This is a genomic window from Pseudundibacterium arcticum (assembly GCF_042646465.1).
Lineage (GTDB): Bacteria > Pseudomonadota > Gammaproteobacteria > Burkholderiales > Burkholderiaceae_D > Undibacterium_A > Undibacterium_A arcticum.
Genome location: NZ_JBHRTP010000038.1, coordinates 136,480 through 157,989, shown reverse-complemented (window position 1 = coordinate 157,989; position 21,510 = coordinate 136,480). Strand labels below are relative to the sequence as shown.

The following is a 21,510-nucleotide window of genomic DNA, read 5'->3' as shown; positions in this document are numbered from 1 at the left end:
AGGCAGATTATAGCCGATGGGACTTGCTGTGATATTAACGACCGCGCCAAATAGCGACGAACGGATTTCCGATGTCGAGATCGACGATCTCGACGATGTCGGCGCCAACCTGGCGGACATGCCGCCGATTGCATTAAAGCTCACGCCAGGCGCCTGCGGGCAGCGATTGGACAAGATCATCTCGACACTGGTGCCGCAATTTTCGCGCAGCCGACTGCAGCAATGGATCGAGGCTGGTTTTGTTACCGTCGACGGCCAGCCTGCACGCGCCAAGATGACGGTTTTCGGCGATGAAAGTATCCTCATTTTGCCGCAGGCAGCGCCGGAAGACGATGCCTACAAGGCGGAACCGATGGATCTTGCGATCGTGTACGAGGATGCCGCGATTCTTGTGATCGACAAACCAGCCGGCCTGGTCGTGCATCCCGCCGCCGGCAATTGGTCGGGCACCCTGCTCAACGGCCTGTTGCATCATTTTCCGCAGATTGCGGGGGTCCCGCGCGCCGGGATCGTGCATCGCCTGGATAAAGACACCAGCGGCCTGATGGTGGTCGCAAAAACGCTCGAAGCGCATACTGATCTGGTGCGCCAATTGCAGGCACGCGCCGTGAAACGCGAATATCTGGCGCTGGTCTGGGGCTTGCCGCATCTGAGCGGTACGGTCGATGCGCCAATGGGGCGTCATCCACGCGACCGTATCAAAATGGCGGTACTGGAGGAGAGCATGCGCGCCAAACCGGCGATCACCCACTATCAGCGTATTGCGTCGGGGGCGCTGGATCGCCGTGCCGTCAGCCTGGTGCGCTGTCAACTTGAAACCGGCCGCACCCATCAGATTCGCGTACACATGCTGTCGCTGGGATTCCCGCTGGTCGGCGATGTCTTGTATGGGAAGTCACACCTGGCACCGTTTTTCCCGCGTCAGGCCTTGCAGGCTTGGCGTCTCGGACTGGTTCATCCGGTCAGCGGCGAATTTTGCGAATGGTCGGTGCCGCTGGCGCAGGACTTTTCAGCCCTGCTGGAGCGCGCCGAAATCGCGATTCCGGAACAATGGTGAAACATCTGCTGATTCCTGACTGGCCAGACCTGCCGGGCAATATCGGCGCGTTGTCCACCACGCGCCAGGGTGGCGTCAGCATGATGCCCTATGACGACGGTAGCGGTATCGGACGCGGCGGCATGAATCTGGGGGTGCATGTCGGCGATCGGTCGGAGGCGGTGCAGCACAATCGCGCGTTGCTACGCAGTTCGCTGCCAGCGGAGCCGACGTGGCTGTCGCAGGTGCATGGGACCCGGGTGGTGGACGCGGCAGTTGCCAGCGGTGCACCGGAAGCCGATGCCAGTTTTACCACCGTGCGTGAGGTAGTGTGCGCGGTGCAGAGCGCCGATTGTCTACCGGTGTTGTTGTGCGATTCGAGCGGGAAAATGGTTGGGGCCGCGCATGCCGGTTGGCGTGGGTTGGTTGCCGGCGTGCTGGACAATACCGTCGCCAACATGCGCGACGCCGGCGCCGGCGAGATGCTGGCCTGGCTTGGTCCGGCGATCGGTCCCATGCACTTCGAGGTCGGTGAGGATGTGCGGCAAGCGTTTGTCGAACGGTTTGTGGATCAAGGCATCGACCCCGATCAGGCGCGCGCGGCATTTCGTCCGGTGCCCGGCACCACAAAATATCTGGCTGACATCTATCTGCTGGCCAGATCGGTGCTACATCGGCTCGGGGTGACCCGTATCAGCGGTGGTGATCTAAGTACCGTCAGCGACGCGCACCGGTTTTATTCCTATCGGCGCGACCGGGTGACGGGCCGGATGGCATCGTTGATATGGATCAAGTAAACATCGGTCCATATCGGCGATGATCCAGTCGCCTATTTTTCCTTTAAAAATCCTTCGGAGGCTGCTCGTCATGGCCGGATGGATTTTTTTTCGCCTGTTGTGCGACCAACATATCTGTCTGCGCCATGGCCTCACGTTTTCGCTTGCGTCGCGACCCGCCCATCAGATATAAAATTATTATCAAAGGCAACACGCAGTACATGAAAAACGTCATAATTCCTGCAACAAATGAGGTCTCTGTCAGAGACATCATGAGCACGACATAGATCCATGCGATTGCAACGATATACATAAATATTTATTTTCAGCGCAAACTGTAAAGATACGCTCAAATTAGGAGAGCAGCATGAATACGCGTGACCCTCAAGCCATGGCCGCAGCATGGATATCGCAGTTCGCCGATCCGGCCAGTATGCAATCCTGGGTCAAGTCGGTTCCTCAAACGGGGGCCAATCCACTTGCCGATATTTTGAAAGAGGCCGGTGTCGGAATCGATCCTGAGGTTCTGTCCAAGCTGGAAAGCGACTACATGCGCCAGTGTTCGAAATTATGGCAGGACGTGATGACGTCGAAGGTTCCGGCCATTTCGGACAAGCGTTTTTCGACCGCGGGCTGGCAATCCAACGTGTTTTATTCGTTCAATGCCGCATCCTATCTGCTGAACGCCCGCTTCCTGCTGGCGCTGGCAGATGCGGTCGAGGCGCCGGCCAAGACCAAACAGAAGATTCGTTTCGCGGTCCAGCAAATGATCGACGCAATGAGTCCGGCCAACTTCCTGGCAACCAATCCCGACGCACAGCAAAAGATTATCGACAGCAAGGGCGAGAGTCTGACCAAGGGTGTCACCAACATGCTGGCCGACATGCACAAAGGCCGCATCTCACTGACCGACGAAACCGCTTTCGAGGTTGGCAAAAATGTCGCCACCACTGAAGGTGCGGTAGTGTTTGAAAACGCGATGTTCCAGCTGATTCAATACAAACCGCTGACGACAACGGTGCACCAAAGGCCGTTGCTGATGGTGCCGCCGTGCATCAACAAGTTTTATATTCTCGATTTGCAACCGGAGAATTCGGTCGTACGCTATGCCATCGAGCAAGGCCATACGGTGTTCCTGGTGTCATGGCGCAATCCTGACGAATCAATGAGGGTGGCCACCTGGGACCAATATATTGAAGACGGTGCGATCAAGGCGATCCAGCTGGCGCAAGAAATCTCGGGACAGGAAAAGATCAGTGTTTTTGGCTTCTGCGTTGGCGGCACAATTGTCAGCACGGCCCTTGCGGTGTTGGCGGCACGCGGCGAGAATCCGGCCGCCAGCCTGACGTTGCTGACCACGCTGCTCGATTTTTCCGATACCGGTATTCTCGATGTGTTTATCGACGAGATGCAGGTCAACATGCGCGAACAGAAACTCGGCAGTGGTGGTTTGATGCCGGGCCGCGATCTGGCCAGTACGTTCTCTAGCTTGCGACCGAATGATCTGGTCTGGAATTATGTGCAGTCGAATTACCTGAAAGGCGAGGAGCCGCCGCCGTTCGATCTGTTGTACTGGAATTCTGACAGTACCAATTTGCCAGGTCCCATGTTCTGCTGGTACCTGCGCAACACCTATCTGGAAAACAGTTTGAAAGTGCCGGGCAAGCTCACCGTGGCGGGCGAAAAGGTCGATCTCACGAAGATCAATGCACCGACCTTCATTTACGGTTCGCGCGAAGACCATATTGTGCCGTGGACTGCGGCATTTGCGTCGATGCGCATACTCAATCCGAAAAAGGCAGGCCGGAACCGTTTCGTACTCGGCGCATCGGGCCATATCGCCGGCGTCATCAACCCGGCCAGCAAGAAAAAGCGCAACTACTGGAGCAACGATCAACCGGTGGCGGATGCCGATGGCTGGCTGGCCTCTGCGACTGAGCACGCTGGCAGCTGGTGGCCGGAATGGTCCACTTTTTTGGCGGAACATGCCGGTAAGCAGGTGAAAGCCCCGAGCAAATTTGGAAGTGCAACATGTAAGCCGATCGAAGCCGCACCCGGACGTTACGTCAAGGTGAGGGCAGACTAAACTAACCCAAATGTATCAACTAAACAGGAGTCGATGATGAACAAACGTGTCGCGTATGTAACTGGTGGAATGGGCGGGATCGGGTCCCCGATTTGCAAGCGCCTGTGCAAGGATGGTTATACGGTGGTGGCGGGCTGCGGCCCGAATTCGCCGCGCAAGGACAAATGGCTGGCCGACATGCGCGCGCAGGGCTTCGATGTCCACGCGTCCGAAGGCAACGTGTCTGACTGGGATTCCACCAAGGCCGCATTCGACAAGGTGAAGGCGGAGATCGGCGAAGTCGATATCCTGGTCAACAATGCCGGTATCACGCGCGACGGCCAGTTCCGCAAGATGACCAAGGACCAGTGGCTTGAAGTGATCGACACCAATCTCAATTCGCTGTTCAACGTCACCAAGCAGGTGATCGATGGCATGGCGGATCGTGGCTGGGGCCGTATCGTCAATATTTCATCGGTTAACGGACAGAAGGGGCAGTTCGGCCAGACCAATTACTCGACCGCCAAAGCTGGCATCCATGGCTTCACGATGGCGCTCGCGCAGGAGGTCGCGACCAAGAGTGTGACAGTCAATACCGTGTCGCCGGGCTATATCGGTACCGACATGGTCAAAGCCATTCGTCCGGAAGTGCTGGAGAAAATCGTGGCAGGCATTCCCGTCAAACGCCTGGGTGAGCCGGAAGAAATTGCCTCGATCATTTCTTGGATTGTTTCGGAAGAAGGCGGCTATGCGACCGGCTCGGACTTCTCACTGAACGGCGGCTTGCACATGGGGTAGTCGTGCGGTAGTTGTGGTGCGAGGCGGCAGTTGTCCGCCTCGTTTGCGCTGTTGATCCTGAGCGCTGCCATTGCTAAGTAGTGGCTTCAACAGTGGTGCTGTGGGTGGTTCGCGTTGCGTTGCAGTAAAATTACGGCAGAACAACATCGGCTGATGTAATCGTTGTTTTACGCACTATAATGAAGGTATCGCAAGCGAACATGCGTTCGCTTTTTTTACGGCTCAACTGATATACGTTGCGGCGCAATATATGTAAATGGGAGCGTCGATGAATAGTGCAAAAAAGATGTCTGAGCGCCTGATCAAGAAGTATCCAAACCGTCGTCTGTATGACACGCAAACAAGTTCCTACATTACGCTCACCGACGTCAAGCAGCTGGTGCTCGATACCGAAGAATTCAAGGTGGTCGATGCCAAGAGCAACGAAGACCTGACGCGCAGCATTTTGCTGCAGATCATTCTGGAAGAAGAGGCGAACGGACAGCCGATGTTCTCCAGTTCAGCACTGTCGCAGATCATTCGCTACTACGGCCATGCGATGCAGGGCATGATGGGCTCGTACCTGGAAAAGAACGTGCAGGCTTTTACCGAGATCCAGAGCAAGCTCACCGAAAACTCGAAGGATCTGTACGAAGGCAAGCCTTTCAGCCCCGAGATGTGGGCGCAATTCATGAATGTGCAAGGTCCCATGATGCAGGGCATGATGAGCAATTACATCGATCAGAGCAAAAACCTGTTCGTCCAGATGCAGGAGCAGATGGAAAATCAGACCAAGTCGATGTTTGGTTCCTTCCCGTTCAATCCGACCGACAAGCCCAAGTAATTCGAGGTTAGCTGCGCCACGATGCGGCAAGTCACGGGGGCAGGGCGATGAAAGAGGTACAATGGCGGATTCGTCTTGTACCTCTTTCTTTTATGTCCAGCTCCGCTCAACAAACACCCAAAGTTGGCTTCGTATCGCTAGGTTGTCCGAAAGCACTAGTCGATTCCGAACAAATCCTTACTCAATTGCGCGCCGAAGGTTACGACACCGCCAAATCCTATGACGGTGCCGATCTGGTGATCGTCAATACCTGCGGCTTCATCGATGCCGCGGTACAGGAATCGCTCGATGCCATCGGCGAGGCGCTGCATGAGAACGGCAAGGTCATCGTGACCGGCTGTCTGGGCGCGAAAAAGGATGCGGCCGGCGACGACATCATCTTGAAAGTGCACCCTAAAGTGCTGGCCGTCACCGGCCCACACGCACTGGGCGAAGTCATGGACGCGGTCCATCTTCACCTGCCGAAACCGCACGCGCCGTTCATCGATCTGGTGCCACCACAGGGCATCAAGCTGACCCCGAAGCACTATGCGTATCTGAAAATTTCCGAAGGCTGTAACCACCGTTGCAGTTTCTGCATTATTCCGTCGATGCGCGGCGACCTGGTGTCGCGCCCGATCGCCGACGTCATGCTGGAAGCCGAAAATCTATTCAAGGCCGGCGTCAAGGAACTGCTGGTGATCTCGCAAGACACCAGCGCCTATGGCGTCGATGTCAAGTTTCGCACCGGATTCTGGAACGGCAAGCCGGTCAAGACCCACATGACGCAACTGGTGGAAGCGTTGGGTGAGTTGGCCAAGCACTACGGTGCCTGGGTGCGCCTGCATTACGTCTATCCCTATCCGCATGTCGACCAGATCATTCCGATGATGAACGGCGGCCATGTCCTGCCTTATCTGGACGTGCCGCTGCAGCATGCGCACCCGGATGTGCTGAAACGCATGAAGCGTCCTGCCAGCGGCGAAAAGAACATTGAACGGATCCAGGCCTGGCGCAAGATGTGCCCGGACATCACGATACGCTCAACCTTCATCGCCGGCTTTCCTGGCGAAACCGAGGCGGAGTTTCAATATCTGCTCGACTTCATCGAGGAAGCGGAAATCGACCGGCTCGGCTGTTTTGCCTATTCGCCGGTCGAGGGCGCAACTGCGAACCAGCTCGCCAACCCGGTCCCGGAAGCAGTGCGCGAAGAGCGGCGTGGGCGTTTGATGCAGCTGCAGGAAGGTATTTCGAAGAAGCGACTGCAGGCGAAGGTGGGCAGCACGATGCGGGTACTGATCGATGAAGTCAATCGCACCTGCGGTGTCGGCCGCTCCAGCGCCGACGCGCCGGAAATTGATGGCGTGGTGTATGTCAAGCCGCCGTACGAACCGCACAAGAAACTGGTGGTCGGCGAGTTCGTCGATGTGACGGTGACCGCTGCCGATGCGCATGATTTGTGGGCTGCCGCCTGATTTACTGACATCGCGTGACACTGCGCGATACCGCGCGACACGGCGATTTGATAAGATGCAATTCCGGCCTGGCCGGGGTTGCATTTTTTTTGACCGTTTTTTTTACCGCTTTAGCCTGACACCCCAATTTTGTTCGATCCAACCGCAAACCGGTGCCCCATGTCCGACCAGAAATCACTGCAAACCCTGTTATCCCACAGCGACTATACGGCGCCCGAAGGCTTCTCCGCGTTGTCGACGTCGATCCATCACGCCTCGACCGTGGTGTTCAAGAATGTCGCGGCAATGCGTTCGCGTAGCTGGGCCAACAAGTCGTCCTATACCTACGGCCTGCACGGCACGCCGACCACCTTCACGCTGGAAGCGCGGCTGGCCGAAATAGAGGACGCCAAATACTGCCTGCTGGCGCCAAGCGGTCTGGCGGCGATCGCAATGGTCGATTTTGCACTGTTGAAGAGCGGCGACGACGTGTTGCTGCCGGACAATGTGTACAACCCGAACCGCGATCTCGGTAACTGGCTGGGCCAGGATTTCGGCATTAGCGCGCGCTACTACGACCCGCTGATCGGCGCCGGCATTGCCGATCTGATCCAACCGAATACAAGGCTGATCTGGACCGAGGCGCCAGGCTCGGTGTCGATGGAAGTGCCGGATATTCCGGCGATCTGCAAGGCGGCGCATGACAAGGGTGTGCTGGTAGCGATCGATAATACCTGGTCGGCCGGGCTGGCATTCCGCGCGTTCGAACATGGTGTCGATATCGTGATGCAGGCGCTGACCAAATACCAGTCCGGCGGCTCCGACGTGTTGATGGGCGCCGTGATGACGCGCAACGACGAGGTGCACCAAAAGCTGACAATGGCGCACATGCGGCTTGGCTTCGGCGTCGGCGCCGATGACACCTATCTGGTGCTGCGCGGCCTGTCGACCATGAAGCTGCGATTCGACGCGCATGACGCTGCGGCCCGCGCCGTGGCGAGCTGGCTCAAGACCCGCCCTGAAATCACGCGCATCCTGCACCCGGCGTTCGAGGATTGCCCTGGCCATGCGGTGTGGAAGCGCGATTTCACCGGCGCCGGCGGACTGTTTTCAGTGATGTTCGATGCGCGTTATACGCAGCAACAAATCGACCATTTCGTCGACAGCCTGCAATTGTTCAAGATCGGCTTCAGCTGGGGCGGCAGCAACAGCCTGTGCGTGCCATATCACATTCAGAACATGCGCAAAAATTGGACCATCCCGGGCCATCTGGTGCGATTTAACATCGGACTGGAAGATGCCCAGGATTTGATTGCGGATATCGAACGGGCTCTGGCGGCGTTGTGATGGCACTGGACAGTAGCCAATAACCGGATGTGCGGCGCTGCGTCGTGCCAGTTCGCTGCGGTGATGCGGCGCCGCAGGCTGGGCCGCTTTGGGACAGGCACCGTTCAGGCCACCGCGCCTGCAACTGCTAGGTGGCCTTGAGCCTCATGCCTTGCCCTGCACGCCTCAGGCCGGCATTTCCTTGTTCTCGTTCAGGTCCAGCAAGCCCTTCAGCAAGCGATAAGCCTTCCACAACCAGGCCAGTCCCCACACCACAAACGCCAGCGGCGCGCCGATGACGGTGACGAACAGCACACCGCCGACGATCATCCAGATCAAATACCACCAGAACGAGCGGATTTGCCAGTTGTGATGGCTGTAGACGAAGGTGCCGGCGGCCGAACCGCGCTTCAGGTAGCTGATCAACAGCGGTATCCATGAGAACGCACCCATCGAAAACACCAGGCTGGCGCCGTGGAAGAGATATAGCCACCAGGCCAGGTTCTTGAGCGACTCCATTCTGGTGTCAAACACGATTTCATTGGACATGCGGTCTCCTCGGTGTGAATCAAATCGTTCCAAAGCCAAAGCATCGACCCGATCAGGATTCGGACCGTCACCATCGAACAGCCGGGGCCGCTGCGGCTCCGACGATCAGGCAAACAACGTCAAGATGCCATCCAGGCCGACAAAATTCAAGGCCACATCGGCTTGCGCGCGGACTATCGGTTTGGCGCGGAAGGCGACCGATAAGCCGGCGATGCCCATCATCTTCAGATCGTTGGCGCCGTCGCCCATCACGATCGCCTGTTTGGGCGTGATGCCGAGTTCGGCGCATACCCTTTCCACCGTATGTTTTTTCTCGTCGGCGTCAACGATGACGCCGACCACGCGGCCAGTCAGCTTGCCATCCGCGATTTCAAGACAATTGGAGTGCGTGTAATCGAGACCGAGCCGATCCTTGATCCGGTCGGTAAAGAAGGTGAAGCCGCCCGACACCAGCAGCGTTTTCAGGCCGGCAGCCTGGATTGCCGCGAGCATCGGTTCCGCGCCGGGCGACAGGCGCAGCCGTTCGTCATACACCCGCTGCAGCGCGGACGCGTCGAGTCCCTTGAGCAGTGACACGCGGCGCGTCAGACTCTCGCGAAATTCGATTTCACCGCGCATGGCGGCTTCGGTAATCTCGGCCACCTGCGGCTTCAGGCCTTGCATGTCGGCGATCTCGTCGATGCACTCGATTGTGATCAGGGTTGAGTCCATGTCCATGACCAGCAGCTTGAAGTCGGACAGCACGCGGCCGGACTCGACGAAGCAGCAGTCAATCTGCGCTTCCAGGCAGATCGCTTCGACTTCGGCTTTCAATGCTGGCGCACAGATGACGTCTTCGCAGCGCCAGGCGTTTGCGGATAGCGACGCGATGCGTTGCGCCTGCACCAGTGCGGCGATACGGTCGATGCTGGGGCGGTCGGTCGCCAGGCCTTGCAGAATCAGATTCATTGGGAGGTTTTTATAGTTTATTGGGAGTATCACGTCATTTCGATCAATTTATTTGCGGAATAGGCGTGCGTATCATGGAGTATATGTCGGTGACCGAACCGCGCTCACGCCACCAGCGCACGGATAGTGGTCTTCACCTGCTGCACGCGCGCGGCCAGATCCGGCATGTTGGCACTGATGCGTAGCTTGTCTTGCCCGTTCAGTTTGATGTGCCGATTCTTCTGTACCAGCTCAATGATGCGCATCGCGTCGATCGGCGGGTTGGCCATGAATTGCAGCACCGCTGCCTCGCCATGGGCGTCGATCTTGATGATGCCGACCGCCTTGGCTGCGACCCGCAACCGGTGGGTCTCGATCAAGGCCTTGGCCGGGTCGGGCAGTTTGCCGAAGCGGTCGATCATTTCTTCCTGCAGGTCGTCGATCTTGTCGTGCGTCGCGCAATTGGCCATGCGCTTGTAGAGCGATAGCCGTTCGTGCACATCGCCGCAATAGTCCGCCGGCAGCAGGGCGGGCACGTGCAGATTGATCTCGGTGGTGGTCGACAGCGGCGCGGCCAGATCCGGCTCCTTGCCATTTTTCAGCGCGCGCACCGCTTCGTTGAGCATGTCGGAATACAGCTGGAAGCCGATCTCGGTCATCTCGCCCGACTGGCTGTCGCCCAGGACCTCGCCGGCGCCCCGAATTTCCAGGTCGTGCATCGCCAGATAGAAGCCGCTGCCCAGTTCTTCCATCTGCTGGATCGCATCGAGGCGACGCTGCGCCAGCTTGGTCAGCCCTTGGACATCGTGCACCAGCAGGTAGGCGTAAGCCTGGTGATGCGAGCGACCGACCCGGCCGCGCAGCTGATGCAGCTGCGCCAGGCCGAACTTGTCGGCGCGATGCATGACGATGGTGTTGGCAGTCGGTACGTCGATACCGGTTTCAATAATCGTCGTGCACAGCAGAATATTGAAGCGCTGCGCGACGAAATCGCGCATGACCTTTTCCAGGTCGCGCTCGTGCATCTGGCCATGCGCGACCGCGATGCGCGCTTCCGGCAGCAGCTCTTCCAGCATCGCCCGCCGATTCTGGATGGTTTCGACCTCGTTGTGCAGGAAGTAGACCTGACCGCCGCGCTTCAGTTCGCGCAGGCAGGCCTCGCGGATCACCGACTCGCCTTCGCTGCGAACGAAGGTCTTGATTGCCAGTCGCTTCTGCGGCGCGGTGGCGATGATCGAGAAGTCGCGCAAGCCTTCCAGCGCCATCCCGAGCGTGCGCGGGATCGGGGTTGCGGTCAGCGTCAGCACGTCGACTTCGGCCCGCAAGGCCTTCAGAGTCTCTTTCTGGCGCACCCCAAAGCGATGTTCCTCATCGATGATGACCAGGCCCAGCCGTGTGAACTTGACGTCGTCCGACAGCAGCTTGTGGGTGCCGATCACGATGTCCAGCGTGCCATCGGCCATGCCCTTGATTGCCTGGGTGATTTCCTTGCCGCTGCGAAAGCGCGACAATTCCGCGATGCGTACCGGCCAGTCGGCAAAGCGGTCGGCAAAGGTCTGCGCATGCTGCTCGGCCAGCAAGGTGGTCGGCGCCAGGATCGCGACCTGCTTGCCGCCCATCACCGCGATGAAGGCGGCGCGCAGCGCAACCTCGGTCTTGCCGAAGCCGACATCGCCGCACACCAGCCGGTCCATCGGCTTGCCGCCCGTCATGTCCTTGATCACCGCGGAAATCGCGGCGTCCTGGTCGGGCGTCTCCTCAAAGCCGAAACTGTCGGCAAAGCGTTCGTAGTCATGCGCCGAATACTCGAATGAATGACCCTGGCGCAGCGCGCGCCGGGCATACAGGTTGAGCAGTTCGGCCGCCGTGTCGCGCACCTGCGCCGCCGCCTTCTTCTTGGCTTTTTCCCACTGCCCGGAACCGAGCGCATGCAGCGGCGCGTCCTCCGGCGAGGCGCCGGAATAGCGCGAGATCACGTGCAGCTGCGACACCGGCACGTAGAGCTTGGTGTCCTTGGCATATTCCAGATGCAGGAATTCGGTTTCGCCTTCGCCCAGATCCATGCTGATCAGGCCCATGTAGCGGCCGATGCCGTGGTTGATATGCACCACCGGGTCGCCGATCTTCAGCTCGGACAGGTCGCGCACCATCGACTCGACCTGGGTCGCGCCTTCCTGCTTCTTCTTGCCGGCGCGGCGCCCGGATCCGGCGTATAGCTCGGTTTCGGTGATGAAGACCAGACTGCCGTCGGGCATATTCAGTTCAAATCCGGCGTGCAACGGCGCGACACCGAGCATCAGTTTGGCGCCGGACGATTGAAAGCCGTCGAAACCTTCGCACGGCGTCAGTGCCAGATCGTATTCTGTGAAATATTGCTGCAGTGTCTCGCGGCGGCCGTTCGATTCGGCGCAGATCAGCACCCGCTTGCCGGTGTGCAGCAGATACGCGCGCAAATTGGTCAGCGGGTCGTCCATGCGGCGATTGACCGTGATATTCGGAATCGGCGCCGATAATTCCGAGGCTTGATCGTTGCTCTGGATTACCCAGCGACCGTAGGGTTTGGCCAGCGTGAAGAAGGCCTCATCGGTCAAGAATAACGACTCCGGCGCCAGCAATGGGCGCTCGCGGTCGGATCTCAAAAACTGATAACGCGACTGCGTATCGCTCCAGAAGCGTTTGATCGCGCCGTCGATGTCGCCGACCAGCGCAAACGTGATATCGGCCGGCAGATAGTCGAACAGGGTTGCAGTCTGGTCGAAGAACAGCGGCAGATAGTATTCAATACCGGCCGATGCGATGCCGCTGCCGATGTCCTTATATACCGTCGATTTGGACGGATCGCCCTCGAACTGTTCGCGCCAGCGGTTGCGGAACGCGGTGCGCGCCGCCTCGTCCATCGGGAACTCGCGTCCCGGCAGCAGGCGTACTTCCTTGACCGGATACAGCGAGCGCTGGGTGTCGGCGTCAAAGGTCTTGATGGCGTCGATGGTGTCGCCGAACAGGTCGAGCCGGTACGGCAGCGCCGAGCCCATCGGAAACAGGTCGATCAGGCCGCCGCGCACCGAGTATTCGCCGGGTGACATTACTTGCGATACATGGGTGTAGCCGGCCAGCGTCAGTTGCGACTTCAGCCGCGCCTCGTCCAGCGTTTCACCCTGTTTGAAGAAGAAGGTATAGGCGGCCAGGAAGGATGGCGGCGCGATTCGCACCAGTGCGGTGGTGGCCGGCACGATCAGCACGTCGCACTGACCGTTCTGGATTTCATACAGCGTCGCCAGGCGCTCCGATACCAGATCCTGATGCGGAGAGAACGCATCGTAGGGCAAGGTTTCCCAGTCGGGCAGCAAATGACAGCGCAGCTTGGCTTGGGGATCGGTGCCGAACCACGGGATCTCATCCAGCAGGCGTTGCGCGTCGGTGGCATTGGCCACTACCACCGCCAGCATGCGGCGTTCGGACTTCAGTACGGCCGCCGCGTGCGCCAGCGCGTAAGCATCGGCCGAACCATGCAAGGTGGGCAGGGCGAAGCGGTTGCCAGGCTTGGGAAGAGATTTTTTCAGGTCAAATGGCATGCAGGGAGGCAGCGTGATAACGGCGGTAACAGGCGAGGTAACAGTCGAAAATCGGCAGGATTGGCTGGTGCCGGTCGTTTGCTTCAAAATGCCGTTTGTTGGCTGGTTTTGAAGGTTAAAATTCAATCTGCAATTATAAACGAAGCCTTCGTTGCAACACTGCAGGCAACACTATGGTGAATACCGGGTGCTGCACACGGCAAAACTGATGAATTTTTCTTCGATGGCGCCGTGCCACCTAGACTTTTAACACCCTTTACCAGCGCCTATGAGCGAATCCGAGAGCCAGTCTGTGAGTCAACCTGCGAGATCGGCACGCTACTTCGCCCTGATCCCGGCCGCCGGCGTCGGCAGCCGCATGGCAGAGCGATGTCCGAAACAATATCTGGCGATTGCCGGACGGCCGATGTTGCGCCATAGCGCTGACGCATTTCTGGCGAGTCCGCAAATTGCGCATACCTTTGTCGTGGTCAGTGTGGCTGATGCGTATATTGACGACGTGATCCCGCCGGCCTTGCCGAAGGTGACGACGCTGCGCTGCGGTGGCGCGACACGGCGCGATTCGGTCTTGAATGGCTTGCAGCTCTTGCGACCCACGATTGCGGACGATGACTGGGTGCTGGTACACGACGCGGCCAGGCCCGGGTTGACCCCGCAGCTGATCGCGCATTTGATTGCAGAAATCGGCGATGATGCGGTCGGTGGCTTGCTGGCGCTGCCGGTGGTCGATACGGTGAAACAGGTCGGCGCGGATGGCGTGCGCACGATCCCGCGCGAAGCGTTATGGCTGGCACAGACGCCGCAAATGTTTCGCTATGGCGTGCTGTGCCGGGCATTGACACAGGCCACGCACGTGACCGACGAGGCCAGCGCGCTGGAGGCGCTTGGATACAATCCCAAGCTGGTGACCGGCCACCCGCGCAATCTGAAGGTCACCTTGCCGAGCGATATCCGGATCGCCGAAATGTATTTGCAGGAATAGCGCGATTGGATTGGCCGCGGCTTGATATGACCGCAGCCGCAATCCGATGACACGGGTCGAATTAACCTCAACCACACCACTGATATGCCATCAAGCATGAATCCATTTCCATTTCGCATCGGTCAAGGGTACGACTGCCACGCGCTGGTTCCTGGGCGCAAACTGATCCTGGGCGGCGTGACGATCGCGCACAGTAGCGGTTTGCTCGGCCATTCGGACGCTGATGCACTGTTGCATGCGATCACCGACGCGCTGTTCGGTGCCGCGGCGCTGGGCGATATTGGCCGCCATTTTTCCGATACCGATGCCCGGTTTGCCGGCGCCGACTCGCGCGCATTGTTGCGCGAGGCGGTCAAGCGCGTCGCGCAAGCCGGCTATGCGATCGCCAACATCGATGCGACCATCATCGCGCAGGCGCCCAAGATGGCGCCGCACATCGCCCAGATGGTGGCCAACATTGCGGCCGATCTTGGCGTCGAGGCTGGGCAAGTCAATGTCAAGGCCAAGACCAATGAAAAACTGGGCTACCTGGGAAGAGAAGAGGGGATTGCAGCGGAAGCTGTGGCACTGTTGTTCCGGCGCTGACACAAAATCCCCGAGGTCGGGCAGCATACGTGCGATTGATGTTATGCTTGAATTTCTATTGGTGTAGGAGTATGTTGATATGTCGCTTTGTTTTGACGCGGAAATAGACATCGATTGACGGAGTATATCCAGAGCGAGGTCTTTCAGCCGGAACGCCGGGCCGCCGGGACGCCGGACCTACGCCAGAAATTCAATAAAATACAAATTCAATAAAATACGCTAAGGCTCATTTAGAGTCTGGTGCCGCAGGCTCGTTTTCAGATAAATTTTTCATTCTCCGAAAGGGTTGCATCATGTCAAATGAAGGCTATCACGAACCGATCGAAAAGTTGTCAGTCGCGACGATGGACATGCACCGTGCGCTGACCTCCCTGATGGAAGAACTGGAAGCGGTCGACTGGTATAACCAGCGCGTTGATGCCTGTAGCGATCCCGAATTGAAAAAAATTCTGGCGCATAACCGCGACGAGGAAAAAGAGCACGCGTCAATGGTGTTGGAATGGATCCGCCGCCACGATCCGAAGCTGGATCATGAATTACGCGATGCGCTATTCAAGACCGGACCAATCACCGGCGACCATTAGGAGTCTGTCGGACTTACGGCTCGGCGCCCCCCCCCCGGAGAATCGGCTGTTAAAGTCACTGAACGGTACAGTGTCACCGGCTTTTTGCTCATTAGCCCGCGATTTAGCGCGCTATTGATGCTGCAAATCCGGCAAAATCTGTCCTCGTTCAGCGTGTTTTCGCATCGATTCCGTAAGTCTGACAGCCTCCTAGGCGAACTGTCAGTGGCCGGCGCGGGCTGACAGCGCAGGCGCGCCTGTGCTCGGCAATCATTCCATAATTTTGTGGGAGTATGCTGCAATGCCGGGCCTATTGCGCTGGGATTTGGCTACTGCTCGATGGAGTATTTCTCCGCCGCGCAGCAGGACTGCCGCCTTGGGCGCTCAGCGCGGTATCGATATCCTGACGCGAAATCCACCGCCTTTACGATTGAGCAGCTGCAGCTGGCCGCCATGGCGTTTTACCACCCGTTCCACAATCGCCAGCCCAAGCCCGGAACCATTGGCCTGCCCGCGAGCAGTATCGAGCCGGGTGAACGGTCGCAGCAGGCACTCCTTGTCCGCATCAGGGACGCCATTGCCGTGGTCGCTGATCTCGATGACCGCCTGATCGGATTCAATGCCGGCCTTGATGTCGATCTCGGCAATGGTGCTGCCGGCCGTTCTGCCGTAACGTCGCGCGTTTTCAATCAGGTTATTGATCACCCGCTGAATATCCGTGGCATTGCCCGGGATCGATATGTTGTTGCCGATGTCGGTTGTGATCCGTACCTCCGGCAGGCGTGTCGCTTCATGCGCGGATTCGGCCAGCAACGCGCTCAGGTCGACTCTGGCAAAACTGGCAGCATCGGTCGGCTTCGCATAGTCGAGGAATTGGCCGATGATCGCGTCCATTTGCCCGATATCGGACTGCATGCCGTCTCTCGCATCTGCCGGCAGTTTCGCCATTTCTATTTCCAGTTGCATGCGTGCCAGCGGCGTGCGTAAATCGTGCGAAATGCCGGCCAGAATCACCGCGCGGTCCGATTCGACACGGTTCAGATCGTCGACCATCTGGTTGAAACTACGGTTGGCTTCGATGATCTCGGTCGGGCCAGCCTCCGGTAGCGGATCCGGCTGCTGACCTTTGGCCAGGGCCCGCGCGGCAAACGCAAGACGCGACAGCGGCTGATTGATCAGGCCGGAGATAAAGCCGGCGCCGAGCAGCGAGATGACCAGTACGATGAGTGCCCAGCCGAACCATTGCAGACCGGCGTGCTCCAGCCGGTCGCGCTCCAGCATCAGCCAGTATTCATCGTCATCGCCGATCTTGAAGCTGACCCAGAAGCCGGAGACATCATTGACCTTGCCGGCGAATTTGGTGTCGCCGCCCAGTTTTGCGCGCACGTCGGTTTGCAGCTCCGGCATTAGTATGTCTTCCGGCACCGGTTCGACCTGGTCGGATTGTTCCAGCGGATAGACGCGCACACCCTCGTCGCTGGCGAGATCGAACAGCAGTTCACGGCGCATTTCGGGCGCGGAGTGCGTCAGCGCGGCACGCGTAATGGTGACGATCGAGACGATCTGAGCGGCCATTTGCTGCGCCCGTGGCCCACGTTCCAGCATCCTGAAACTGAGCACCCAAACCGCCATACTGACCGTGATCAGGAAGCCGAGCAGCACGAAGGTGCGCCAAAAGAGGCCGCTTTTTAGCCAGGCGAGCCGGTTCAGTGGGATGCGCATCCGTCGAGGGTGATTGCGGTCGGGCAACTTGTGTTGGAATCAGCGGCGTCAGCAAGCTCAGCGGGGCTGGCCTTCTGGAATAAACACGTAACCGAGGCCCCACACTGTCTGGATATAGAGTGGGTTGGAAGGGTCGGGTTCGATCAGCTTGCGCAGTCGCGATATCTGCACGTCGAGGCTGCGGTCGAACACCTCATACTCGCGGCCACGCGCTAACTCCATCAGCTTTTCGCGCGACAGCGGCTGCCGCGCATGACGCGCGAACACCTTGAGTACCGAGAATTCGCCGGTGGTCAGCGACACCGTTTCACCGCTTTTTTTCAGCGTGCGGGTCGCCAGATCGAGTACGAACTCGCCGAATTCGAACGATTGCGGGGTCTCGGACGGTGCGCCGGGAATCTCATCCGGGCCAACGCGGCGCAGCACCGCGCCAATACGGGCAACCAGTTCCCGTGGATTGAATGGTTTGGGCAGATAGTCGTCGGCGCCCATTTCGAGCCCGACGATGCGATCGACGTCTTCGCCCTTGGCGGTCAGCATGATGATCGGCGTCTGGTCGCCGGCGCCGCGCAGCCGGCGGCAGATCGACAGGCCGTCCTCACCCGGCAGCATCAGGTCCAGTACCAGCAGATCGTAGCGCTCACGGATCCACAGTTTATTCATCGCCTGTGCGTTTTCGGCGGTGACGACATTGAAGCCCTGTTCGCTCAGGTAACGTCGCAGCAGGTCGCGCAGTCGTATATCATCATCGACCACCAAAATTTTTGCCTGATGGCCACTGGTTGACGTGCTGGCAGGATTATTTGGCGTTGGTGCTGGCGAGTTTGTTGTATTCATAGCGCTATGGTAACGTCAGATATTGGGCGGGGAAAGTCTATGGCAGAAGGCATTACAAACTGTTACATCCTTTACCTGATTAGACTTATGGCAGAGGATAAAGCGGCCTACACTGGGTCATCAACGGGGAAAGCTTAACCGTTAAATCAGTAACGCGGAAGAAAACCTTTATGGATACGGCGCTAAAAAAATTGGGTCTGTTTTCTTTATTGATGGCAAGCATGACGCTCGCCTTCGCGTTGCCGCTTATTCAGTTCGGAGGCCGCGCCGAAAATCAGCCGATCCAGCAAGCGCAGCGCGACGAGCGTCAGGTGCAACAGCAAGCGCAGCGCGACGAGCGCCAGGTGCAACAGCAAATGCAGCGTGAAGAGCGTCAGGCGCAACGGCAAATGCAAAATCAGGAAGAGCGTCGGGACCAGAATGACATGCGCCGCGCGCGACCGCAGGCTGGCGATGCCAATATGCGTGGCGAGAATGGCGGCCGCGACGCACAAGCACAGCAAAAGACCAACAGACTGTCGGTTGAGGAACGGCGCGCACTGCGTCGGCAGATCAACGAGGCGGGGCAGGATATCTATCCTAACAAGAAGTGACGATTGACCAAACCAGCTGAAAATCGTCGTCAGGCCGCCAGCTAACTCCGCCACCAGCGCTTCTTGCCATGATCACCTTGCGCTTGTTGCGTGCCTCACGTACCTCACGTAGCATCTATCCCACTTTTCTATTGGTTGCCGCCGTATTGAGTTCGGTGGCGGCGACCGCCGTCGCCCAGCCGATCGGCATGCAGGATGCACGCTTTTTGCTGGCGCGCACCGGCTTCACGCCGCAAACTTCCGAAGTCGACCAGTACGCGCAATTGACGCGACAACAGGCGGTCGACCAGTTGCTGGTGCAGACCACGCGCGCAGCCAGCACGCCGGCACCGGCATGGACTGGCGAAGCACTGGTGCCTTACAGGACGATCAAGGACAAGAGCGACGAAGAAAAAAAGGCCTTCCGCGAGAACGAACAAAAGAAGGCGTTCGAATTGCGCGGCTGGTGGCTGAGAGAAATGCTGGTCACTCCATCGCCGCTGACCGAACGGATGACGCTGTTCTGGCATAACCATTTCGTGTCCGCTCAGCAAAAGGTCAAATATTCCCAATTGATGTATCGCCAGAACATCCTGTTGCGGCAGCATGCGCTCGGCAACTTCGGCGCCATGCTGCATGCGGTGTCGAAAGACCCTGCGATGGTGATCTATCTCGACGGCGCCAACAACCGCAAGGGGACGCCGAACGAAAATTTCGCGCGCGAAGTGATGGAGCTGTTCACGCTCGGCGAAGGAAATTACAGCGAGCAGGATATCAAGGAAGCCGCGCGGGCATTTACCGGCTGGAGCATTGACGGCGACACCGGCGAATTCAAATGGCGGCCACGCATTCACGATGAGGGTAGCAAGACCGTATTGGGGCGCAGCGGTAATTTCGACGGCGATGCCGTGCTCGACATCCTGTTGGCGCAACCGGCCTGTGCCGAGTTTGTCGTCAGTAAATTGTGGCGGGAATTCGTGTCGCCCAACCCGAATCCCGCAGAAGTGGCACGCATCGCCAGACATTTTCGCGATAGCCGCTACGATATCAAGACTGCATTGCACGACTTGTTCCTGTCGCCTTTTTTCTGGGACCTGGGCAATCGCGGCACGCTGGTGAAGTCGCCGGTCGAACTGATGGTCGGCACGTTGCGCCAGTTCCAGTTCAGCTATGACGACCCGCTGCCGTTCACGTTTGCGGTGGCGCAGCTCGGTCAAAACCTGTTTAACCCTCCTAATGTGAAAGGCTGGCCAGGTGGCGAGGCGTGGATCAACAGCAGCACGCTGCTGGCCCGCAAGAGCACGCTGGAGCGGCTGTTCCGCGCAACCGAGCATGGAGCTCGGATGACGACGCAGCCGAATATGGCGAACGCGCCGAGTACCAAAATGGCACAGCCAAACGAAGCGCAATCGATCGCTTTCAAAAGCGCTCTGGGAAAAATCAAGGGGCAGGGCGCCCTTGGCCGTGAAGGCCGCATTCAGTTTGCGAACGCCGCTGCGATGATCAGTTACGACCCGAACAGCTGGTTCGCCCAGTTTGGCGTCGGTGTCGATGCGCTTCCCACTCCTGCGCAACGGATTGCGATGCAACAAGCGTTGTTGCCATTGGAGCCGACGGCGCCGATAAAGAGCGATCTGACCGGTACTGCCCTGTTGCGCACCATGGTGCTGGATCCGGTATTTCAGCTGAAATGATGAACGATGCGCACCCAAACACATTGCTTGCCCCTGTGTCTGCAGCTGTCTAACCGCGGTAGTGAGGGACGCCCTGATGAACCGTCGTGATTTTTTTAAATTTTCCGGTGGCCTGGGCGCGGTCTTGCTGGCCCAACATGGCTTGGCCCAAGATCATCCTGGTTATCAGAACCTGCTGATTCTGATCGAACTCAAAGGCGGCAACGATGGGCTGAACACGGTCGTGCCGTATGCGGATCCAGCTTATTACGGGCTGCGCCCGCAAATTGCGATCCGGCGTGAAGAAGTGCTGCAGTTGGACCAGAACGTCGGTCTCCATCCAAGCCTGCAGCCCTTGATGGCACTGTGGCGGGACCAGGACCTGGCCGTGATACAAGGTGTCGGCTATCCGCAACCGAATCTGTCCCATTTTCGGTCGATCGAAATCTGGGATACCGCATCCCGCTCCGAACAGTTCCTGCAACAGGGCTGGTTGACACGCGCCTTCGCTGCCAGTCCGCCACCGGGGTTCTACAGTGCCGACGGCGTGATCATCGGCAGCCAGGAAATGGGGCCATTGTCCGGCGGTGCGCGCGTGGTGGCGCTGGCCAATACCGATCAGTTCCTCAATAACGCACGGCTGGCGATGCCGGCCAAGGTGCATGGCAATGCGACGCTGGAACATATGCTCAAGGTCGAGGCCGACATCGTCAAGGCGGCCGACGGCCTGCGACCGACACAGGGCAAGTTTGACTTCAAGACAGAATTTCCGAAAGGTGGCTTTGGCGATGTCGTCAAAACCGCGGCGCAGGTGATCGCCAATGGCGAACAGAGCGGAAAAAAAGTGGCGGTGTTGCGACTGACACTGGGTAGTTTCGACACTCATCAAAATCAGCAAGGCACCCAGGCCGCTTTGCTGAAACAACTGGCGGAAGGCATCAGCGCCCTGAAGTCGTCGCTACAGGAGTTGCAGCGCTGGGATTCGACGCTGGTGATGACATATTCCGAATTTGGCCGGCGTCCAAAAGAAAACCTGTCGAAAGGCACCGACCATGGCACCGTGTCGCCGCAGTTTGTGATGGGCGGCCGCGTCAAGGGCGGACTATTCGGCAAGGCGCCTGATCTGGCGCGGCTCGACGGCTCGGGCAACCTGATGTTTGACGTCGATTTCCGCAGTCTGAATGCGATGGTACTGGACCAGTGGTGGGGCGTGAATTCGCGCAAGGTGCTGGGCGACAAATTCCAGACGCTCGATTTGCTGCGGACCTGAT

Annotated in this window: 19 protein-coding genes; 13 read left to right on the top strand and 6 right to left on the bottom strand. The window is 58.5% G+C overall.

Annotation, left to right across the window (positions count from 1 at the left end; translation table 11 throughout):
• Nucleotides 1–16 precede the first annotated feature (16 nt).
• Nucleotides 17–1,057 (top strand): RluA family pseudouridine synthase, encoded by a 1,041-nt coding sequence (locus ACFOFO_RS13155; RefSeq protein WP_390324624.1) that lies wholly within the window; start codon nucleotides 17–19, stop codon nucleotides 1,055–1,057.
• Nucleotides 1,051–1,833 carry a peptidoglycan editing factor PgeF gene (pgeF, locus tag ACFOFO_RS13150; protein ID WP_390324626.1) on the top strand — a complete coding sequence of 261 codons (783 nt, stop codon included), beginning with the start codon at nucleotides 1,051–1,053 and terminating at the stop codon, nucleotides 1,831–1,833. The genes ACFOFO_RS13155 and pgeF overlap by 7 nt, the downstream gene beginning before the upstream one ends.
• Nucleotides 1,834–1,876: 43 nt before the next feature.
• On the opposite strand, the gene ACFOFO_RS13145 is transcribed toward pgeF, so the two are convergent.
• Nucleotides 1,877–2,125 (bottom strand): hypothetical protein, encoded by a 249-nt coding sequence (locus ACFOFO_RS13145; protein WP_390324628.1) that lies wholly within the window; start codon nucleotides 2,123–2,125, stop codon nucleotides 1,877–1,879.
• 54 nt (nucleotides 2,126–2,179) lie between these two features.
• Here ACFOFO_RS13145 and phaC point away from each other — a divergent pair, with 54 nt between their 5' ends.
• The 5 genes from phaC to ACFOFO_RS13120 all read left to right on the top strand — a co-directional run bounded on the left by phaC (nucleotide 2,180) and on the right by ACFOFO_RS13120 (nucleotide 8,278).
• The gene (phaC, locus tag ACFOFO_RS13140; protein WP_390331739.1) at nucleotides 2,180–3,898 is read left to right on the top strand and encodes a class I poly(R)-hydroxyalkanoic acid synthase; all 1,719 of its coding nucleotides are present in this window, start codon (nucleotides 2,180–2,182) and stop codon (nucleotides 3,896–3,898) included.
• A gap of 36 nt (nucleotides 3,899–3,934) precedes the next feature.
• The gene (locus ACFOFO_RS13135; RefSeq protein ID WP_390324630.1) at nucleotides 3,935–4,675 is read left to right on the top strand and encodes a 3-ketoacyl-ACP reductase; all 741 of its coding nucleotides are present in this window, start codon (nucleotides 3,935–3,937) and stop codon (nucleotides 4,673–4,675) included.
• Nucleotides 4,676–4,943: 268 nt separating this feature from the next.
• Complete coding sequence (gene phaR / locus ACFOFO_RS13130; protein WP_390324632.1) at nucleotides 4,944–5,498, top strand: polyhydroxyalkanoate synthesis repressor PhaR; 555 nt, start codon at nucleotides 4,944–4,946, stop codon at nucleotides 5,496–5,498.
• Between the two features lie 92 nt (nucleotides 5,499–5,590).
• A complete protein-coding gene (gene rimO / locus ACFOFO_RS13125; RefSeq protein ID WP_390324634.1) occupies nucleotides 5,591–6,952 on the top strand; it encodes a 30S ribosomal protein S12 methylthiotransferase RimO in 1,362 nt (453 codons plus the stop codon).
• A gap of 159 nt (nucleotides 6,953–7,111) precedes the next feature.
• Nucleotides 7,112–8,278, top strand: a complete 1,167-nt coding sequence (locus tag ACFOFO_RS13120; RefSeq protein ID WP_390324636.1) for a cystathionine beta-lyase — start codon at nucleotides 7,112–7,114, stop codon at nucleotides 8,276–8,278.
• Between the two features lie 165 nt (nucleotides 8,279–8,443).
• Here the strand turns inward: ACFOFO_RS13120 and ACFOFO_RS13115 are convergent, their stop codons facing one another.
• The 3 genes from ACFOFO_RS13115 to mfd form a co-directional block, all read right to left on the bottom strand.
• A complete protein-coding gene (locus tag ACFOFO_RS13115) occupies nucleotides 8,444–8,806 on the bottom strand; it encodes a DUF4870 family protein (RefSeq protein ID WP_390324638.1) in 363 nt (120 codons plus the stop codon).
• A gap of 105 nt (nucleotides 8,807–8,911) precedes the next feature.
• The gene (gene serB, locus ACFOFO_RS13110) at nucleotides 8,912–9,754 is read right to left on the bottom strand and encodes a phosphoserine phosphatase SerB (protein WP_390324640.1); all 843 of its coding nucleotides are present in this window, start codon (nucleotides 9,752–9,754) and stop codon (nucleotides 8,912–8,914) included.
• A 104-nt stretch (nucleotides 9,755–9,858) separates the two neighbouring features.
• A complete protein-coding gene (mfd, locus tag ACFOFO_RS13105; protein ID WP_390331737.1) occupies nucleotides 9,859–13,305 on the bottom strand; it encodes a transcription-repair coupling factor in 3,447 nt (1,148 codons plus the stop codon).
• Between the two features lie 268 nt (nucleotides 13,306–13,573).
• Between mfd and ispD the strand changes: the two genes are divergently transcribed.
• The 3 genes from ispD to ACFOFO_RS13090 all read left to right on the top strand — a co-directional run bounded on the left by ispD (nucleotide 13,574) and on the right by ACFOFO_RS13090 (nucleotide 15,456).
• Nucleotides 13,574–14,287, top strand: coding sequence for a 2-C-methyl-D-erythritol 4-phosphate cytidylyltransferase (gene ispD, locus ACFOFO_RS13100; RefSeq protein ID WP_390331736.1), 714 nt, complete (start codon nucleotides 13,574–13,576; stop codon nucleotides 14,285–14,287).
• Between the two features lie 96 nt (nucleotides 14,288–14,383).
• Entirely contained in the window at nucleotides 14,384–14,872 is a 489-nt protein-coding gene (gene ispF, locus ACFOFO_RS13095; RefSeq protein WP_390331734.1) for a 2-C-methyl-D-erythritol 2,4-cyclodiphosphate synthase, read from the top strand.
• A gap of 293 nt (nucleotides 14,873–15,165) precedes the next feature.
• Nucleotides 15,166–15,456 (top strand): encapsulin-associated ferritin-like protein, encoded by a 291-nt coding sequence (locus ACFOFO_RS13090; RefSeq protein ID WP_390324646.1) that lies wholly within the window; start codon nucleotides 15,166–15,168, stop codon nucleotides 15,454–15,456.
• A gap of 363 nt (nucleotides 15,457–15,819) precedes the next feature.
• On the opposite strand, the gene ACFOFO_RS13085 is transcribed toward ACFOFO_RS13090, so the two are convergent.
• Together ACFOFO_RS13085 and ompR are read right to left on the bottom strand one after the other, a co-directional pair.
• The gene (locus tag ACFOFO_RS13085; RefSeq protein WP_390331732.1) at nucleotides 15,820–17,157 is read right to left on the bottom strand and encodes an ATP-binding protein; all 1,338 of its coding nucleotides are present in this window, start codon (nucleotides 17,155–17,157) and stop codon (nucleotides 15,820–15,822) included.
• Nucleotides 17,158–17,214: 57 nt separating this feature from the next.
• On the bottom strand, nucleotides 17,215–17,994 hold the full coding sequence (gene ompR, locus ACFOFO_RS13080; protein ID WP_390331730.1) for an osmolarity response regulator transcription factor OmpR: 780 nt from the start codon (nucleotides 17,992–17,994) through the stop codon (nucleotides 17,215–17,217).
• A 170-nt stretch (nucleotides 17,995–18,164) separates the two neighbouring features.
• Here ompR and ACFOFO_RS13075 point away from each other — a divergent pair, with 170 nt between their 5' ends.
• The 3 genes from ACFOFO_RS13075 (at nucleotide 18,165) to ACFOFO_RS13065 (ending at nucleotide 21,509) form a co-directional block, all read left to right on the top strand.
• Nucleotides 18,165–18,587: a hypothetical protein gene (locus tag ACFOFO_RS13075; RefSeq protein WP_390331729.1), complete on the top strand. Its 423-nt coding sequence runs from the start codon at nucleotides 18,165–18,167 to the stop codon at nucleotides 18,585–18,587.
• Between the two features lie 68 nt (nucleotides 18,588–18,655).
• Nucleotides 18,656–20,260 (top strand): DUF1800 domain-containing protein, encoded by a 1,605-nt coding sequence (locus ACFOFO_RS13070; protein ID WP_390324652.1) that lies wholly within the window; start codon nucleotides 18,656–18,658, stop codon nucleotides 20,258–20,260.
• A gap of 76 nt (nucleotides 20,261–20,336) precedes the next feature.
• The gene (locus ACFOFO_RS13065; RefSeq protein WP_390324654.1) at nucleotides 20,337–21,509 is read left to right on the top strand and encodes a DUF1501 domain-containing protein; all 1,173 of its coding nucleotides are present in this window, start codon (nucleotides 20,337–20,339) and stop codon (nucleotides 21,507–21,509) included.
• Nucleotide 21,510: the final 1 nt, after the last annotated feature.

Coding starts and splice junctions, on each gene's coding strand:
- ACFOFO_RS13090 (WP_390324646.1), top strand. CDS start 15,166: ATGTCAAATGAAGGCTATCACGAACCGATCGAAAAGTTGTCAGTCGCG.
- serB (WP_390324640.1), bottom strand. CDS start 9,754: ATGAATCTGATTCTGCAAGGCCTGGCGACCGACCGCCCCAGCATCGAC.
- ACFOFO_RS13070 (WP_390324652.1), top strand. CDS start 18,656: ATGATCACCTTGCGCTTGTTGCGTGCCTCACGTACCTCACGTAGCATC.
- rimO (WP_390324634.1), top strand. CDS start 5,591: ATGTCCAGCTCCGCTCAACAAACACCCAAAGTTGGCTTCGTATCGCTA.
- phaR (WP_390324632.1), top strand. CDS start 4,944: ATGAATAGTGCAAAAAAGATGTCTGAGCGCCTGATCAAGAAGTATCCA.
- mfd (WP_390331737.1), bottom strand. CDS start 13,305: ATGCCATTTGACCTGAAAAAATCTCTTCCCAAGCCTGGCAACCGCTTC.
- ispF (WP_390331734.1), top strand. CDS start 14,384: ATGAATCCATTTCCATTTCGCATCGGTCAAGGGTACGACTGCCACGCG.
- ompR (WP_390331730.1), bottom strand. CDS start 17,994: ATGAATACAACAAACTCGCCAGCACCAACGCCAAATAATCCTGCCAGC.
- ACFOFO_RS13065 (WP_390324654.1), top strand. CDS start 20,337: ATGAACCGTCGTGATTTTTTTAAATTTTCCGGTGGCCTGGGCGCGGTC.
- pgeF (WP_390324626.1), top strand. CDS start 1,051: ATGGTGAAACATCTGCTGATTCCTGACTGGCCAGACCTGCCGGGCAAT.
- ACFOFO_RS13085 (WP_390331732.1), bottom strand. CDS start 17,157: ATGCGCATCCCACTGAACCGGCTCGCCTGGCTAAAAAGCGGCCTCTTT.
- ACFOFO_RS13155 (WP_390324624.1), top strand. CDS start 17: ATGGGACTTGCTGTGATATTAACGACCGCGCCAAATAGCGACGAACGG.
- ispD (WP_390331736.1), top strand. CDS start 13,574: ATGAGCGAATCCGAGAGCCAGTCTGTGAGTCAACCTGCGAGATCGGCA.
- ACFOFO_RS13145 (WP_390324628.1), bottom strand. CDS start 2,125: ATGTATATCGTTGCAATCGCATGGATCTATGTCGTGCTCATGATGTCT.
- ACFOFO_RS13075 (WP_390331729.1), top strand. CDS start 18,165: ATGGATACGGCGCTAAAAAAATTGGGTCTGTTTTCTTTATTGATGGCA.
- ACFOFO_RS13115 (WP_390324638.1), bottom strand. CDS start 8,806: ATGTCCAATGAAATCGTGTTTGACACCAGAATGGAGTCGCTCAAGAAC.
- phaC (WP_390331739.1), top strand. CDS start 2,180: ATGAATACGCGTGACCCTCAAGCCATGGCCGCAGCATGGATATCGCAG.
- ACFOFO_RS13135 (WP_390324630.1), top strand. CDS start 3,935: ATGAACAAACGTGTCGCGTATGTAACTGGTGGAATGGGCGGGATCGGG.
- ACFOFO_RS13120 (WP_390324636.1), top strand. CDS start 7,112: ATGTCCGACCAGAAATCACTGCAAACCCTGTTATCCCACAGCGACTAT.